Genomic DNA, 15,680 nt, shown 5'->3' with positions numbered 1-15,680 from the left:
GCGGCGCCGGGCCGGCGCTACATCCCAGCATCATGACCAACGCCCCCTCCCGCCTCATCGTCGGCATCAGCGGCGCCTCCGGCGTGCGTTATGGCGTGCGCCTGCTGGAAACGCTGCGGCCCCTGCCCATCGAGACCCACCTGGTGATGAGCCGGTCGGCGGAGATGACGCTGGCGCATGAAACGGATCTGAAGCCCGCCGACGTGCGGGCGCTGGCGGACGTCAACCATGCCATCGCCGACGTGGGCGCCGCCATCTCCAGCGGCAGCTTCCGTACCCTGGGCATGGTCGTCGTCCCCTGTTCCATCCGCACCATGAGCGAGATCGCCACCGGCGTGACGTCCAGCCTGCTGACGCGGGCGGCGGACGTCGTGTTGAAGGAACGGCGGCGCCTGGTGCTGATGGTGCGGGAAACGCCCCTGCACCTGGGACACCTGCGCAGCCTGACGGCCCTGGCCGAGATGGGCGCCATCATCGCCCCGCCGGTCCCGGCGATGTACATCCGGCCGGACAGCGTGGATGAACTGGTGGACCACGCCGTCGGCCGCATCCTGGACCTGTTCGACATCGACGGCGGCCGCCTGCGCCGCTGGGGCGAGGCGCCGCCCGAGGACACCGAGATCGGGTGAAGGGGCTTCCGGAGCCTAAAAGAAAAGAGCGCCGTGGGGTCCGTGGCGCTCTTTTCTTTTTAACCGTCCAGCTTTGCCGTCAGGCCCAGGAAGGCCGGCAGCGGGTGGGTCACCACGTATGTCGGGATGGGGCCCAGGTAGTCGCGCATGCGGCCCTTTTCCACGAAACGCTTGCGGAAGCGGCTATGGGTGAAGAAGGACAGGATGCGGGGCGCGATGCCGCCGGCGATGTAGACGCCGCCGCGCGCGCCGATGGACAGGGCCAGGTTGCCGGCCACAGTGCCGAGCATGCCGCAGAAGGTCTCCAGCGCCTCCACGCAGGCCGGGTCGCCCGCGTGGGTGGTGGCCGCCGCCGTGACCTGGGCGGCGGTCAGGCGCGCCGGTTCCTTGCCGTCAGCCAGGCACACGGCTTCATACAGGTTCACCAGGCCCGGGCCGGACAGCACCCGCTCCGCCGAGACGTGGTCGAACTGCTTGCGCAGCACGGCCAGGATGGCCGATTCGCGGTCGTTCACGGGCGCCATGGTGACATGGCCGCCCTCGGTCGCCAGCGCGGTCCAGCCCGGCTGGCCGTTGCTGCGCTTGCGCGGGATCAGGGAGGAGACGCCCAGGCCGCTGCCCGGGCCCAGGACGGCGATGGGCGCGTCCGCTACGGGCGCGCCGTCCCCCACCTGCGCCCGGTCGTCGGGGCTCAGGGCGGGAATGGACAGGGCGACGGCGGTGAAGTCGTTGACGACCTCCAGCCGGTCCAGCGAGAGCGAGCGGCGCACGCCGTCGATCGAGAATTCCCACGGCAGGTTGGTCATGCGGATGCGATCGCCGGTCACAGGGCCCGCCAGGGCGATGGCGGCCTGCTTGGGCCGGGCGCCCGGCGCCTCCAGGGCCAGATAGGCCTCCGCCGCCGCCTCCAGCGAGGGGTAGTCGGCGCAGGGCAGGATGCGCACGCCGGAGATGCTGGCGGCGTGGGCGTCATGCGGCGCCGATTCCGAGGACTCGGAGAGGGCAAACCGGGCGTTGGTGCCGCCGATGTCCGCCAAGAGCGAGAGGCCCTGCATTGGTGACGCCTTCCTTTTCCGTTTCCTTCCCGGTTCAATCATCCCATCGCCTTGTGCGCGGCCGTGGGGGTTTCGCTACCCCATTATACAGATAGGGAGCGCGCCCGGGCGGACAGCCCACCCGCGCGCGTTTTTCGCTCCCGACTTAGAGCGTGGCGGAGACAGCGCTGTCAATATCGTTGGTGTAAGAAAATTGGGGCGGGAGCACTCCTCCCGATGTAACGCAATTACATGATCTTCTCCTGAATCAATGTGTTGCGTCGCACAACGGTCGAGGTAAGCCGACTTTCATCGGGCGTAGACAATGGACTGAATAATCAAGATTCTTCGGCGACGATGCATTTTCCGCTTGATCAACCGGGCCTCGATCGGCATATTGTGCAGTGCGACATGGCCGCGATTGTGGTTCTGTCGTAACGCACTTCTTGGGCGTTTCCTCCCTAAACTCAGGGCCGTGCCGATAGGCGCGGCCCTTCTTTATTTCCGGGGCCGACATCCCTTCCGGGGCCCCGGTGGGTGGAACCTCGATGAATCGTTTCTTGCATTCCAGGTGACGCGGACTGTTTCGCGCTTGGCTGGCGATACGGCCGGGTATGCCGCGCCATGGCCGCTCACTCGCCACCGCCGGTGCGGCTGGGAAGGGGGGCTGGTCACCCATACGCGCTAACTTGACGTGGTTGGCCGCCGCCAGAACTGACAGCCGGCAGTGTGCGATAATCGGCGGACGCCTATGGGTGCCGTTGGAACGTGACCACGGCTACGCCGCTACCAGATATGCACACGGTCTGCGGCATCAAGGTAGAGACGATCTCCAGGTTTAACGCCGAACGCGTCGTACCAGGCATCGATGTTCCGGACGATGCCATTTACCCTGAACATTGAGGGGCTATGGGGATCTGATGCGAGAGCGGCCCTGAGCGCCTCATCGCGGATGTTCTCCCGGTAGGTCTGCGCCCACGACAGGAAGACGCGCTGATCGCCGGTGGTGCCGTCGAGGATCGGCGGGGGCTTTCCTTTGAGCGCGATATGATAGGCTTCCAGCGCGACGTTGAGGCCGCCAAGGTCGCCGATATTCTCGCTCAGCGTCGTCTGGCCATTCAGGTGAATGCCCGGGATGGGCTCATAACGCGAATATTGCTCGGCAAGGCGGGAGGTCAGCGTCTTGAACCGAGTGGCGTCGGCATTGTCCCACCAGTCGCGCTGGGCGCCTTTTGCGTCGGTCTTCGCGCCCTGATCGTCGAACGCATGGCTCATCTCGTGACCGATCACGCCGCCGATGCCGCCGTAGTTCACTGCGGGGTCGGCGGCGGAGTCGAAATAGGGCGGCTGCAGGATAGCGGCGGGAAAGACGATCTCGTTGAAGAAGCTGTTGGAGTAGGCGTTGACGTTCTGTGGAGTCATTCCCCATTCGTCGCGATCGGTCGGCTGCCCCAGGCGTGCAGTCCGTCGCTTCCAGTCCCAGAGCAGCGCACGCTTCCGGTTGCCGAGAGGATCGCCCGCGCGAACCTCCAGCGTCGCATAGTCGCGCCAGCTGTCGGGGTATCCCACTTTCACACGAATCGCCGCAAGCTTCGCCAGCGCGGCCCGCTTCGTGCCGGCGGACATCCAGTCGAGCCGCTCGACCCGCACGCGGAACGCGGTCCGCAGATTTTCGACGAGCGCCATGATCTGCGCCTTGGCATCGGGCGTGAAATGGTGCTGGACATAGAGTTGGCCGACAGCCTCGCCGAGGGCCGCGTTGAGCGCGACCGTGGCGCGCTTCCAGCGCTCCCGCTTCTGGGGCAGGCCGGAAAGCACCCGCCCGTTGAAGTCGAACGACAGGTCGTCGAACGCCGCGGGAAGCACGTCGGCCATGCCGTTCAGATAATGAAACGTCATGTAGGCGCGCCACGTGGCGACTGGCGTTCGGCGGAAAAGCCTGGCCAGGTCGCGGATCGCGGTATCCTCCTTGAGGACGTAAAAGTCCTGGCGGGGTATCCCGAGCGCGGCGAGTGTCGCATCCCACGGATAATCCGGCGCGAAGGCCTTGAGCGCGGCGCGCGACTTGGGGTGATAGGTCAGGTCGCGATCGGCGCGTTTCCCGCGTGTCCACTGCGCCTGCGCGATCGCGGTCTCGAGCGCCAGCACGGCGTCGGCCGCAGCCTCCGGGTTCGGATAATGACAGAGCGCCAGCATCCGCGCGACGTGGGATTGGAACTTGGCACGCACTTCGACAGATCGCGTGTCCGTTTTCAGATAAAAGTCGCGGTCGGGAAGACTGAGCCCCGACTGGACGATGTTGATCGCGTAGCGGTCGGGGTTCGCGGCATCCGGCCAAGGGGTGAGCGACACCGGGCCGCCGAGCCCAAGTTCGGGATGCCCCATCAGCCGCGCGACATCCTTATGCGAGCGGGCCGTGGCGATCAGCGCGAGGTCCGCTCTGGCGGGCGCCAATCCCGCCGCCTCGATCGCCTTGGTGTCGAGATAGGCGCTGTAGGTGTCGGCGATCTTGCGTTCGATCGAACCGGCTGGTTGCGGTCGCCCGGCAATGTCATCGACGATCGCCTTGACGTCATTCTCCGCCTTGGCGCGGAGCATCGCGAACGGCCCCCAGGCACTTCGGTCAGGCGGGATCGGCGTCGCCTGCTTCCAGGCCCCGCTGGAGTATCGATCGAAGTCGTCGCCCGGCTTTATCGACCGGTCCATCCCGCCGAGATCGAACCCCCATGGCGGGATGGCCGGCGAGGAGGCGGTAAGCATCAAACCCAGCAGCGGCAGAGCCAGCAGGCGGAAGCCCGCGCGATGGCGCGTCACGCCCATGGAAACACCGGATGCTCGCGCTTAGCCGCGGCCCGAACGATGCGCTCGATGCAACGCGCCAGGAGTAAATAGCCTTCCTTTCCCGGTGCGAACTGGGAGTTGGTGTCAGGCTGCATGATAGCCGAGCCGCCGATCGGTTGGCCGCTGCTACGAACGGACACGAGGCCGGATATCAGGGTAGCGCTGGCCAGTATGTCTCGACGTTTCATGTGTCAATAATGTAGGCGCCTACATTAATGTCAATCGCTTTCCTGCTCCCGGGACGCGATGCCGTGAGCCGGTCACTCCTATCGAATCCCCTCTCATGTGGACCGGGGCGCCTCACCCGACCGGCCCGCGTTCCCATGCGGGAGTTGCCGCCTGGGCCCTCCCAGGGTGCGCGGAAGAAATTTTCGTTTTGATGAAACAGAAGGGTTGCCAGCCGGTTCGGGCGATGCTACACAGCCGCCCACGCCGATGACCCCGGCAACGGGGCCCCGCGAAAATCGGCGGATTTCGAAGGATGGGCGCGTAGCTCAGCGGGAGAGCACTACCTTGACATGGTAGGGGTCACAGGTTCAATCCCTGTCGCGCCCACCATCCTTCCACAGTGAAATCAGTACGTTGAAGCCGCGACGGGCAGCCGGGCGCGGCTTTTGTGTTTCTGGCGCCGGGCCGTGGCTCCGGTTTTGCCGCCCGTGTCTCCAAAGAGGCACGGGCGGGGCCCGCCCTGTCATCTGCCCTTGGACAGGAAGGCCTGGAAGGCGGCCTTGGCCTCGGGGCTGGTCAGCGCCTGCGCGAACAGGGTGGCCTCGCGCGCCATGGCCTCCAGCACCTGGGGCGTGTCGTGGCGCATCAGGGCCTTGGTGTTGGCCATGGCGGTGCGCGGCTTGGCCGCCAACGCCGCCGCCTTGGCGGCCGCATGTTCGTACAGCGTCTCGGTGGGGATGACGGCGTTGATCAGGCCCGCCGCTTCCGCCGCGTCGGGCGTCAGCGCCTCGCCCGCCATCAGCATGGCGGCGGCGCGGGGATGGCCCAGCAGGCGGGCGGCCAGCACGCTCGACCCCGCCTCCGGTACCAGACCCAGGCTGACGAAGGGCATGGCGAAATGGGCGGTGGGCGCGGCATAGACCAGGTCGCAATGCATCAGCATGGTGGTGCCCACGCCCACCGCGTGACCTTCCACCGCCGCCACCACGGGCTTGGGGAAGGTGGCCAGCGCGCGCAGGAAGCGCATCACCGGGGTGTCGGCTGACAGCGCGGGGCCGGCCAGGAAGTCCGCCAGATCGTTGCCGGCGGTGAAGCTGCCGCCCGACCCCTGGATCAGCACGGCCCCCAGGGCATCGTCCGTGGCGGCGCCGGTCAGCGCCTCGGCCAAGGCCGAATACATGGCGCCGGTCAGGGCGTTGCGCTTCTCCGGCCGGTTCAGCACCAGGGTGCGCACCCCGTTCCCATCCTCCACCAGGACCGCGGCTTGACTCATCGTCTCATCTCCCAAGGTGTCCCCGGCGGCGGCACCTCACGGCTTCCGGCCCCGGGGTTAGTAATTGCTTATCCCGGGATGCTGCCGCAGGGCGGCCCCCCGGGCAAGGCCCGTTGGACCGCGGAACCATCCGTTCGCGGCGGCGGTTGGAAAAGGCGTTGGGCACGCCGCGTGCTTGTTCAAGGCTGTTAACCCAATCTTTAGATGTCCCGGCAAAAGATGACAGCGTGGTGAACGGGGCGCGTCGGATTTGCTGCCGTCCACCACCTCACTCTGGGCCAAGTCCGGCGCCGATATGCGGCCAGGACGGTACTGAAAGGGGACGGGCGATGGGTTCATTCTCTTCTGAGTTGGTCGACCTGCTGCGGGCCTACACGGCCCAGGCCAACCGCTATCCCATGCTGTCGCCCGAGCGTGAGCTTGAGCTTGCCCAGCGCTGGACCGCCAAGCAGGACCAGCGCGCCGCCGATGAACTGGTGCACAGCCATATGCGCCTGGCCATCAAGATCGCCTCCCGCTACGCCCGCTCCGGCCTGCCCGTGGGCGACCTGGTGTCGGAGGCCAACATCGGCCTGGTGAAGGCGGTGCAGCGCTTCGACCCGTCGCGCGGCTTCCGTCTGGCCACCTACGCCCTGTGGTGGATCCGGGCGGAGGTGCAGTCCTACGTCCTGCACAACTGGTCCATGCTGAAGGGCGGCAACACCGCGGCCCTGAAGCGCCTGTTCTTCAACCTGCGCCAGGCCCAGCGCCGCCTGGGCGTCCACGACCGCATGATGACGGACGAGGAGGCCGAGCGCATCGCGGTTGAGATGGACGCCACGGTGGAGGAGGTGCGCGAGATGGAGCACCGCTTCGCCACCCCCGTCGCCTCCCTGAACGTGTCCATGGGGGAGGATAACGAGCAGGAGGCCATGGATCTGCTGGCCGACGACGCCGAATTGGTGGAAAGCCGCCTGGCCGAGGGCAGCGAGCTGCGCCAGCGCAAGGGTCTGATGCTGGACGCCTTGAAGTCCCTGGGCGACCGGGAACGTCACATCTTCATCTCCCGCAACCTGGCGGACGAACCGGTGACGCTGGAACGGCTGGCGCAGCACTATGGCGTCAGCAAGGAACGCATCCGCCAGATCGAGACCGGCGCCTACAGCAAGGTGGCACGTAGCGTGCGCCGCGCGGCTGAGGGCGGCAGCGGCATCGCCGCCCCCATCCTGCCCATGGCGGCCAAGCGCGCGAAGTCCGGCATGGGCCGGGTGCCCACCGCCAACGACATCATGGCCCAGGCCGCCCGCACGGCGGCTTGAGATTCAATACCGGTTCCCTCAGGCGGCGGGCGCGGGCACGCGCCCGCTTGCCTTGTCCTCGCTGCGCCCTTCGGTGTTCGCTCCGGCGGCCGCAGTCACGGCCTAGTCAGAAAGTGAAAATGGCGGCGGCGCTTCAGTCCCCCGCCGCGAGACCCTCGCGGCGGGGATCGACGCCACCTTCCAGGCCGGCGGCGGTGCGCTTGATGACATGCAGGCCGCTGGGCATGGACTTCAGCTCCACCGTCTGGCCCAGGGCTTCCAGGCCGGCCTTCAGGGGGGGCGCCCACGGGCCGTTTTCCAAGGCGGTGGTGCCGTTGCGGTTCACGATGCGCGGCAGGCTGACGGCCTCCTGCGCATCCAAGCCCCAGTCCAACGCCGCGATGATGGTTTCCGCGACATAGCCGATGATGGCCGGCCCCCCGGGTGAGCCCACCAGCAGCACGGGCTTGCCCGCCTGGTCGAAGACGATGGTGGGTGCCATGGAGGAGCGGGGACGCTTGCCCGCCGCCACGGCGTTGGCCACGGGCAGGCCGGTGCCGGGGCTGGTGGGGATGAAGGAGAAGTCGGTCAGCTGGTTGTTCAGCACATAGCCGTCCACGGCCATGCCGGAGCCGAAGGCGAATTCGACCGAGGTGGTGAAGGACACGGCCATGCCGCTGCCGTCCATCAAGGACATGTGCGAGGTCGACGGGATGTCCGCTTGCCAGCCGGGGCCGTAGAGCGCGCCCTGACGCTGCGGCGGCACACCGGCGGCCACCGGGCCCTGGGCCGCGTGCGCCGGGTCGATCAGCCGGGCACGCTCGGCCAAGTAGCCCTTGTCCAGCAAGCCGCTAGGCACGGTGATGAAGGCCGGGTCGCCGACATAGAGGTCGCGATCGGCATAGGCCAGGCGGCTGGCCTCCACCATCAGGTGCCAGGCGGTGGGGGAGTCCTTGCCCAGGCCCTTCATGTCGAAATGTTCCAGCAGGCCCAGCATCTCCACGATGGCGATGCCGCCGGAGCTGCTGGGCCCCATGCTGCACACCTTCCATTGGCGGTAGGGTGTGCAGAGGGGGGCGCGTTCCTCCACCTTGTAAGCGGCCAGGTCCTGGGCGGTGACCAGGGCCGGAGCCCCCCCGGGCGTGTTAGACGGAAGGGCGCTGTCGGCCAGATGCTTGGCCAGGTCCTGTCCCAGGACGCCATGGTAGTAGGCGTCGGGCCCCTGGGCGGCCAACACCTCCAGCGTGTGGGCCATGGCCGGGTTGCGGAAGGTCTCCCCCGCCTGCAGGGGTGTCAAGGCGCCGTCCGCGCCGGGGTGGAAGAACAGGGCCAGCATGTCGGGCCGGTCCTTCAGTTGCGGCGTCAGGCCCTTCAGCAACAGGGCCAGCCGCGGGCTGACGACGAAGCCGTCGCGCGCCAGCTGGATGGCCGGCTGGAACAAGGTGGCCCAGGGCAGCTTGCCATAGCGCTTGTGCGCCTCGGCCAGCAGGGCCGGGATGCCGGGCGTGCCGACGGCGCGGCCGCCATCGAAGGCGCGCAGCAGGGGCATGGGCCGGCCATCGGGACCGACGAAGCGATCGGCGGTCGATCCCGCAGGCGCCGTCTCCCGCCCGTCCAGCGAGACCAGCTTCTTGGCCTTGGGGTCCCAGATCAGCATGTAACCGCCGCCGCCCAGGCCGGAGGATTGCGGCTCCACCAGGCCCAGCACCAGCTGCACGGCGATCGCCGCGTCAACGGCGCTTCCGCCCTGGCGCAGCATGGCGTGGCCGGCCTCCACCGCCAGCGGGTTGGCGGCCACCACCATGTCGGACTTGCTCCGCACCATCGGCCGAGGCGTGAAGGGGGAGGCCAGTTCCGGATCGCCGCCTTGCGCATGGGCCGGGCCACCAGTCGCCAAGGGCACGAGGGCCAGCACGCCGGCCAGGAGGATGGCGGTCAACGGACGGCGGATAGGGGCGGGGGCGGGCTGCCAGGGCTTTTTATGCATGCCGCAACAATGGCATGGCGTCGCCGGCCAGGGAACAGGGGACAGGCGGTCAGGGGCGGGGGCGTCATGGCGTCGCGCCTTGCTACCGCTACCATGCCGCCAAAACAAAACGCGCCGCCCTGCTGGACGGCGCGTTCCGTGTCTCCGGCCCGCGAATTAAGCTCCCCAACGCTAGCGCCCGGCTATTCCCCAAAAGGGCGTCACCAACGGGTGCCAGCGGGTCGAGGACGAATCCGTCTGTCAGGGAACAGGAAATTCGGCGCCGGGGTTTCCCGGCGCCGTCAATCCCGTTCTACCAGATCGGATGGATCAGAGGACTTCCACGCGATTGGCCTGCGGACCCTTCTGACCCATGCTGGTCGTCAGGCGCACCCGCTGCTCCGGCGCCAGGGCGCGCACGCCCGAACGCTCCAGCGCGGTGATGTGGACGAACACGTCCTTTCCGCCGCCATCGGGGGTCACGAAGCCGAAGCCCTTGTCGGCGCTGTAGAACTTCACAGTGCCTTCAACGGTCTCGGTCGGGCCGCTGGCTTCCCAGCCACCGGCGCGGCGCGGAGCGCCACCACCGAAGCTGTCGCGGCGACCGCCGCCCATGCCGCCGCCCATGCCGCCGCCGCCACCGGGGGTGGCGGTCGAACTCATCCACGCTGTGGATGGCGGCGACCTGCGGGCCCTTCTGGCCCTGGGACAGGTCGCAATTGATGGTGGTGCCGTCCGCCAGGCTGTCATGGCCGAAGGCCTGCACGACGGAAGCGTGCAAGAAGGCGTCCGGCGACCCGTCGGACAGGGTCACGAAACCAAAACCTTTCGTGGGGTTGTACCATTTGACGGTGGCGTTGACGCCCCGGCGGGTGATCTGCGGGCTCTGCGGAGAACGGCGCTCATACATGTGATTTGAACTCGAATGTAGTCGATAAAGTGCTTGGCCGGGGGCACCGGTCGCAAGGAAAGGCCCTAACACGCGCCCCTCCCAAGCCGGATCTGGCTGCGCAGGATTCTCTCCTGTGTGCGAGCTTATACCGAAAAAAACGGGACTGCACCAGCCATGCGATGCCATACGTCCAAGTCATTTAGGGGGTAGCTGGCCGCCGCCGGGCGCAATTGCGGCATCAACCTGAATAGGTCGCAATAACGGGTGGCGATGTTGGCCTCCAGCCCCCAGATGTAGGGGTCTTCCTTTGATCAGCCCGTGATCTTAATTTTCCACTGCTGAAGCTTGCGATAAATGGTCGACGGACTGATTTCCAACAGCGCCGCGGCTCGGGGCACGTCGTCGCCCGTCAGCGCAAGCGCACGTTGAATTGCCTGCTTCTCCAGTTGCCACAGGGGCACGATCTCGGTCGCGGTGGCCATGGGATCGGGGGCCGGCGGGCCGGGCGCGGGGGTGGCCGGCGCCGGGTCCGGGGCCGGCGGGGCGGAGGAATTCTGCGGGGTCCGGCGGTTGGACGCCGCGTTGGCGGTGGCGCTGCGCAGCGGTTCCGGAAGCATGGCGCGGGTGACGGCCGTGCCATCGTTCAGGACGACGACGTTGCGCAGGATGTTTTGCAACTGCCGCACGTTGCCGGGAAAATCATAGGCCATCAGTGCCGACTCGGCCTCTTCATCCAGCCGCTCGAAGGCCTTGCCCTCCTCCTTCGCCATGTCGGCCAGGAAGTGACGGGCGATCAGGCAGACGTCCCCTTCCCGTTCGCGCAAGGGGGGCAGATGGATGGGCACCACGTGAAGGCGGTAGTAGAGGTCCTCGCGAAAGCGGCCGGCCGCCACCTCGGCCAGGGGGGCGCGGTTGGTGGCGGAGATGAAGCGGACGTCCACCTTCTCCACCTGCGTGCCGCCCACCGGCTGGAAGGTGCCGGTCTGGACGAAGCGCAGGATCTTGGCCTGCAGCTCCATCGGCATCTCGCACACCTCGTCCAGGAACAGGGTGCCGCCGTCGGCCTGGCGGGCCGCCCCGGCGCGGTCGCCGACCGCCCCGGTGAAGGCGCCCTTCACATGGCCGAAGATCTCGCTTTCCAGCAGGTCCTTGGGAATGGCGGCGCAGTTGATGGCGATGAAGGGACGGTCGCGACGGGGGCTGCAGCGGTGGATGGCGTCGGCCGCCAGCTCCTTCCCGGTGCCGCTCTCCCCCGTCAGGAAGACGCTGGCCCGGCTGGGCGCCACGCTTTCGATCAAGCGGTAGACCGTCTGCATCGGGGTGGAGGCGCCAACGAAGGAATGGAAGCTGCCCCGGTCCAGTTCCCGCCGGTAGTGGGCGACGATGCGGGTCAGCCGCCGGCGTTCCAGCGCGTTGCGCACGGTGACGATCAGGCGGGCGGCGGTGAAGGGCTTCACCAGGAAATCGAAGGCGCCGTCGCGCATGGCCTCCACCGCCACGCTGATGGAGCCGTGCGCCGTCACCACGATGACCGGCAGGTCGGGGTGGCTTTCCCGCGCGGCGCGCAGCACCTCCAGCCCGTCGATGTCCGGCAGCTTCAGGTCCAGCACCAGGGCGCCCGGCGGACGCAGGCGCAGGCTTTCCAGCGCCTGGGTCCCCGTCTCCTGGTGTTCCACCTCGTACCCCTCGCTGTGCAGGTATTCGGTGTAGACCCGGGCCAGGGGGGCGGTGTCCTCGACGAGCAGCACCCGGTTGAGATCCGACTCGGTCATGGTCCTATCTGGTGTGGCGGGTGGGATACGGGGGCGAAGGACAAGTATGCGACGCAAGATACTGATAGCGTAGCGTATTCGCGGCGCGGACGACGTATGGCCGGCATGGGGGGGCCAATTCCCGCCCTGGTCCAGGTGTCAACAGGTCGCGCGCGCGTTTCAGCATGGCCATTTCAACCGTCACGCAATGCCTGTACAATATGTTTCCGCGTTAATGTTCCACGGGGCTGGTTCCACGCATGTCTGCCCAGCAGGGCTCCAAGGGTGCGGCGCCGCCACCGGCGACCTTGCCGCAAGCGACCCTGAAGGATCGCTTCGTCGCTTGGTGGGAAGGCTACGACCTGGCTGCGCTGCTCAGCCGCCGTCCGCGTGCCGATGAGGAACAGTCGGCCGGTGGCGCCCTGGGCGGTTCGGCCAGGCAGTCGCCGCAGTCCGCCACCGATCGGCGCACCCTGAACCGCTCCGGCAAGCCCCTGTGGACGGCCACCCGCGTGCAGGTGGCGGAAAAGATTTGGGGCGACGGCTACGCCACCCCCGGCGGCAACGAACACATTCCCACCCTGGTGAAGCCCCTGGGCCTGAACCCGGCCATGAGCGTGCTCGACCTCGCCGCGGGCCTGGGCGGGTCCACGCGCAGCATGGCCTCGCAATTCGGCGCCTGGGTGACGGGCCTGGAATCCAACCCCGTGCTGGCCGAGGCCGGTATGTTCCGCTCGCACAAGGCCGGCATGGCCCGCCAGGCGCCCATCCAGCCCTTCGACCCGGAAACCTTCTCCTGGCCCAAGCGCGTGGACGCGGTGTTCGCCAAGGAAGGCTTCTATACCGTCCGCAACAAGGACGGCCTGCTGGACGCGGTGGAGGCGGCGCTGAAGCCGCGCGGCCATTTCCTGTTCACCGACTACGTCCTGGACAAGGCCAAGGCCAGCGGCCCCATCTTCAAGGGATGGCTGGACCATGAGCCGGTGGAGCCGCATCCCTGGACGGTGGACCAGTACGCCCAGGGCCTGCAGCAGCGCAACCTGGACATCCGCATCACCGAGGATCTGTCCGACCTGCACCGCAGCTTGATCCTGACCGCCATCCAGGGGCTGGTGGCGCACCTGGAACAGCACAGCATGGATCACGAGACCAAGATCGCGGTGGTGGAGGAGGTGGAACTGTGGGCCCGCCGCGTGGCGGTGCTGGACGCCGGCATCCGCCTCTACCGCTTCTATGTGTTGAAGCCGGCGGATATCAGCTGATCGATTTTACGATATGACTCAGGTTGACAGCGGGGCCGGCCCTTACTATTTTCCCGGCCTCGAACCGTGATCCAATCCAAGTGCCCGAGTCCAAATCATGAAGATCGTGAACTCCCTCAAGTCGATGAAGACCCGCCACAAGGCTTGCCGCGTCATCCGCCGCAAGGGTCGCGTGTACGTCATCAACAAGCAGAACCCGCGCTTCAAGGCCCGCCAGGGCTAATAAAGCGTTTCTGCCCCGTGGCCGGTTCGCCGGCCATCGGAACCAAAAACCGCGCCTGAATGAAGGCGCGGTTTTTGTTTTGCGGTTTTGGGATTTCTTGCGACTTGAGCGCGATTCGGCCGTGACCGCCACCCAGCCATGAAGAAGCCCCGCCAGCGCAGGCCGGCGGGGCTCTTCCTTTGAGACTCGGCCCGTGGCTTCCGGGGAAGCCACGGGGACCCCGGCCGCTTACCAGACCTTGCAGGCCTTGGCGCCGCGGTTCATGGGGGCGTCGGCCTTGCAGTTGAACGCCTTGGCGAACTCGGGATTGTTGGAGACGACGCCGTTCACCCGGTACTCCGACAGGGAATGGACGTCGGTGATGGCCTGGTCGCGCTTGGCGTCGTCGCGCTGGTTGCTGCACCACACCTGGGCATAGCCCAGGAAGAACTTCTGCTCGGTGGTGAATTGGCCTTCCTTCTTGGCGGCCTTGCCCTTCAGGGTGGCCATCAGGGCCTTCAGCGCGATGGCGTGGCCGCCATTGTCGGCCAGGTTCTCACCCAGCGTGGCCTTGCCGTTCAGGTGCACGTCGTCGATGGCGACGAAGCCGTCGTACTCATCCACCACGCACTGGGCGCGGGCCTCGAACTTCTTGGCGTCGTCGGCCGTCCACCAGTCCTTCAGGTTGCCGTCCTTGTCGTACTGGCGGCCCTGGTCGTCGAAGCCGTGGGTCATCTCATGGCCGATGACCGCGCCGATGGCGCCGTAGTTGATGGCGTCATCGGCGCCCGCGAAGTAGAAGGGCGGCTGCAGGATGCCGGCCGGGAAGTTGATGTCGTTCTCGGTCGGGTCGTAATAGGCGTTCACGGTCGGCGGGCTCATCAGCCATTCCGCCCGGTCGTGCGGCTTGCCGATCTTGGCCAGCTGGCGCCTGGTCTCGAATTCCGTGGCGCGTTCCACGTTGCCCACCAGATCGTCCTTCTTGGCCACGACCGAGGAATAGTCGCGCCACTTGTCGGGGTAGCCGATCTTGTCGACGATGGCGTCCAGCTTCTCGTGCGCGCGCTTCTTGGTTTCGGCGCTCATCCAGTCCAGCTGGTCGATGTCCACCGAATATGCCGCCTTCAGGTTCTTCACCATGGTCAGCATCTTGGCCTTCTGGCCGGCGCCGAACGCCGTCTTCACATAATACTTGCCCAGATCCTCACCCAGCGCGTTGTCCGTCTCCATGACGCAGCGCTTCCAGCGGGGCAGGTTCTGCTCCACGCCCCGTAGCTTCTTGGAATAGAAGCTGAACCGCTCATCCACGAAGGCCTGGGACAGGCGGCTGGAGAAGGCATGGGCCACATGCCAGGACAGGTAGGTCTTCACGTCGTCGGCCGATGCGCCGGCCAGCACGGTCTGCAGCGCCTTGAAGAAGTCGGGTTCCGTCACGTTCAGGGTTTGGAACGCCGGCGCGCCGCTGGCCTTGAAATAGTCGGCCCAGCCGAAGCCGGGGGCCAGGGTGGACAGGGTGGCCACCGGCTCCTTGTGGTTCACCTTCTGCGGGTCGTTGCGGTCGGCCAGGCTCAGTGAGGCCTTGGCCAGATCCGTCTCGATGCGCATCACCACCTGGGCCTTGGCGTCGGCCGCCGCCGGGGCGTCGCCCAGCAGCTGGAAGGTGCGCGACACATGCTCGACATAGGCCTGGCGGATGCCGTCGAACTTGGCGCCTTCACGCACGTAATAGTCGCGGTTGGGCAGGCCCAGGCCGCCCTGGTCGATCACGGCGATGTCCTGGCGGGCGTCCTGGAAGTCCGCCTGCGAGCCGAAGCTGAAAAGCACATCCACGCCCACGTCGTGCAGGGCGGCCACCAGGGCCGGCAGCTGCTCCTTGCCCGGCAGGGCCTTGATCTTGTCCAGCAGCGGCTGGATGGGAGCGGCGCCCTTGGCGTCCGCCCCGGCCTGGTCCATGCAGGCGGCATAGAAGTCACCCACGCGCTGGTTGTCGGCGTTGGGATGGGCGACGACGTCTTCCAGCGCGGTCTTCAGGATCTGCTGGTTGCGCTCATGCAGGGCGTTGAAGCTGCCCCACCGCGACTGGTCGCTGGGGATGGGGTTGGCCTTGATCCACGGGCCGCAGGCGTACTGATAGAAGTTCTGGCAGGGATCGACCAAGTCGTCGACCTGGGGCAGGGCCGCCTCGGTGGCGGACGCCTTCTTGGGCGCGTCGGCGGCCCGGGCCGCGAGAGGCAGCGCCACCAGGGCGGTCGCCAAGGCGATGGGGGCCGCCCGGTTCAGAATCCCCGCGATAGGCTTGCTCATGTGGATGCTCCACCTTCGTTATGTTTTTTGAAATGAAAGGGGGCGCCGGTGGGTGGCACCGGCGCCCCTGTCAGACGCCCG

12 protein-coding genes and 1 tRNA gene are annotated in these 15,680 nt (G+C 67.1%); 5 read left to right on the top strand and 8 right to left on the bottom strand.

All coding sequences use genetic code 11. From position 1 onward, the window contains the following. The first annotated feature begins 32 nt into the window (after window positions 1-32). On the top strand, window positions 33-629 hold the full coding sequence (locus UAA55_RS26095; RefSeq protein WP_322956428.1) for a UbiX family flavin prenyltransferase: 597 nt from the start codon (window positions 33-35) through the stop codon (window positions 627-629). Between the two features lie 59 nt (window positions 630-688). On the opposite strand, the gene UAA55_RS26090 is transcribed toward UAA55_RS26095, so the two are convergent. Then, complete coding sequence (locus tag UAA55_RS26090; RefSeq protein WP_322956427.1) at window positions 689-1,684, bottom strand: glucokinase; 996 nt, start codon at window positions 1,682-1,684, stop codon at window positions 689-691. 765 nt (window positions 1,685-2,449) lie between these two features. Then, a complete protein-coding gene (locus UAA55_RS26085) occupies window positions 2,450-4,483 on the bottom strand; it encodes a M13 family metallopeptidase (protein WP_322956425.1) in 2,034 nt (677 codons plus the stop codon). Window positions 4,484-4,987: 504 nt separating this feature from the next. Between UAA55_RS26085 and UAA55_RS26080 the strand changes: the two genes are divergently transcribed. Continuing rightward, a tRNA-Val gene (locus UAA55_RS26080) sits at window positions 4,988-5,062 on the top strand. Window positions 5,063-5,195: 133 nt separating this feature from the next. Here UAA55_RS26080 and UAA55_RS26075 read toward each other — a convergent pair. Further along, entirely contained in the window at window positions 5,196-5,945 is a 750-nt protein-coding gene (locus UAA55_RS26075; RefSeq protein WP_322956424.1) for an enoyl-CoA hydratase-related protein, read from the bottom strand. Between the two features lie 329 nt (window positions 5,946-6,274). Here UAA55_RS26075 and UAA55_RS26070 point away from each other — a divergent pair, with 329 nt between their 5' ends. Beyond that, window positions 6,275-7,243: an RNA polymerase factor sigma-32 gene (locus UAA55_RS26070; protein ID WP_322956422.1), complete on the top strand. Its 969-nt coding sequence runs from the start codon at window positions 6,275-6,277 to the stop codon at window positions 7,241-7,243. A 133-nt stretch (window positions 7,244-7,376) separates the two neighbouring features. On the opposite strand, the gene ggt is transcribed toward UAA55_RS26070, so the two are convergent. The 4 genes from ggt to UAA55_RS26050 all read right to left on the bottom strand — a co-directional run bounded on the left by ggt (window position 7,377) and on the right by UAA55_RS26050 (window position 11,852). Next, on the bottom strand, window positions 7,377-9,209 hold the full coding sequence (gene ggt / locus UAA55_RS26065) for a gamma-glutamyltransferase (RefSeq protein WP_322956420.1): 1,833 nt from the start codon (window positions 9,207-9,209) through the stop codon (window positions 7,377-7,379). A gap of 309 nt (window positions 9,210-9,518) precedes the next feature. Continuing rightward, window positions 9,519-9,707 carry a cold-shock protein gene (locus UAA55_RS26060; RefSeq protein ID WP_322956419.1) on the bottom strand — a complete coding sequence of 63 codons (189 nt, stop codon included), beginning with the start codon at window positions 9,705-9,707 and terminating at the stop codon, window positions 9,519-9,521. A 7-nt stretch (window positions 9,708-9,714) separates the two neighbouring features. Further along, window positions 9,715-10,098, bottom strand: a complete 384-nt coding sequence (locus tag UAA55_RS26055) for a cold-shock protein (protein ID WP_322956418.1) — start codon at window positions 10,096-10,098, stop codon at window positions 9,715-9,717. Between the two features lie 293 nt (window positions 10,099-10,391). Next, window positions 10,392-11,852: a sigma-54-dependent transcriptional regulator gene (locus UAA55_RS26050; protein ID WP_322956417.1), complete on the bottom strand. Its 1,461-nt coding sequence runs from the start codon at window positions 11,850-11,852 to the stop codon at window positions 10,392-10,394. 239 nt (window positions 11,853-12,091) lie between these two features. Here UAA55_RS26050 and UAA55_RS26045 point away from each other — a divergent pair, with 239 nt between their 5' ends. After that, on the top strand, window positions 12,092-13,093 hold the full coding sequence (locus UAA55_RS26045) for a methyltransferase domain-containing protein (protein WP_322956416.1): 1,002 nt from the start codon (window positions 12,092-12,094) through the stop codon (window positions 13,091-13,093). Window positions 13,094-13,190: 97 nt separating this feature from the next. After that, the gene (ykgO, locus tag UAA55_RS26040; RefSeq protein WP_012973122.1) at window positions 13,191-13,316 is read left to right on the top strand and encodes a type B 50S ribosomal protein L36; all 126 of its coding nucleotides are present in this window, start codon (window positions 13,191-13,193) and stop codon (window positions 13,314-13,316) included. A 228-nt stretch (window positions 13,317-13,544) separates the two neighbouring features. Here the strand turns inward: ykgO and UAA55_RS26035 are convergent, their stop codons facing one another. Then, the gene (locus UAA55_RS26035; protein WP_322956415.1) at window positions 13,545-15,599 is read right to left on the bottom strand and encodes a M13 family metallopeptidase; all 2,055 of its coding nucleotides are present in this window, start codon (window positions 15,597-15,599) and stop codon (window positions 13,545-13,547) included. Window positions 15,600-15,680: the final 81 nt, after the last annotated feature.

It is taken from the genome of Nitrospirillum guanabarense (assembly GCF_034653355.1).
Taxonomy (GTDB): Bacteria; Pseudomonadota; Alphaproteobacteria; order Azospirillales; family Azospirillaceae; genus Nitrospirillum.
Note: the sequence above shows the minus strand (reverse complement) of the source record. Positions and strands in the feature narration are given on the sequence as shown.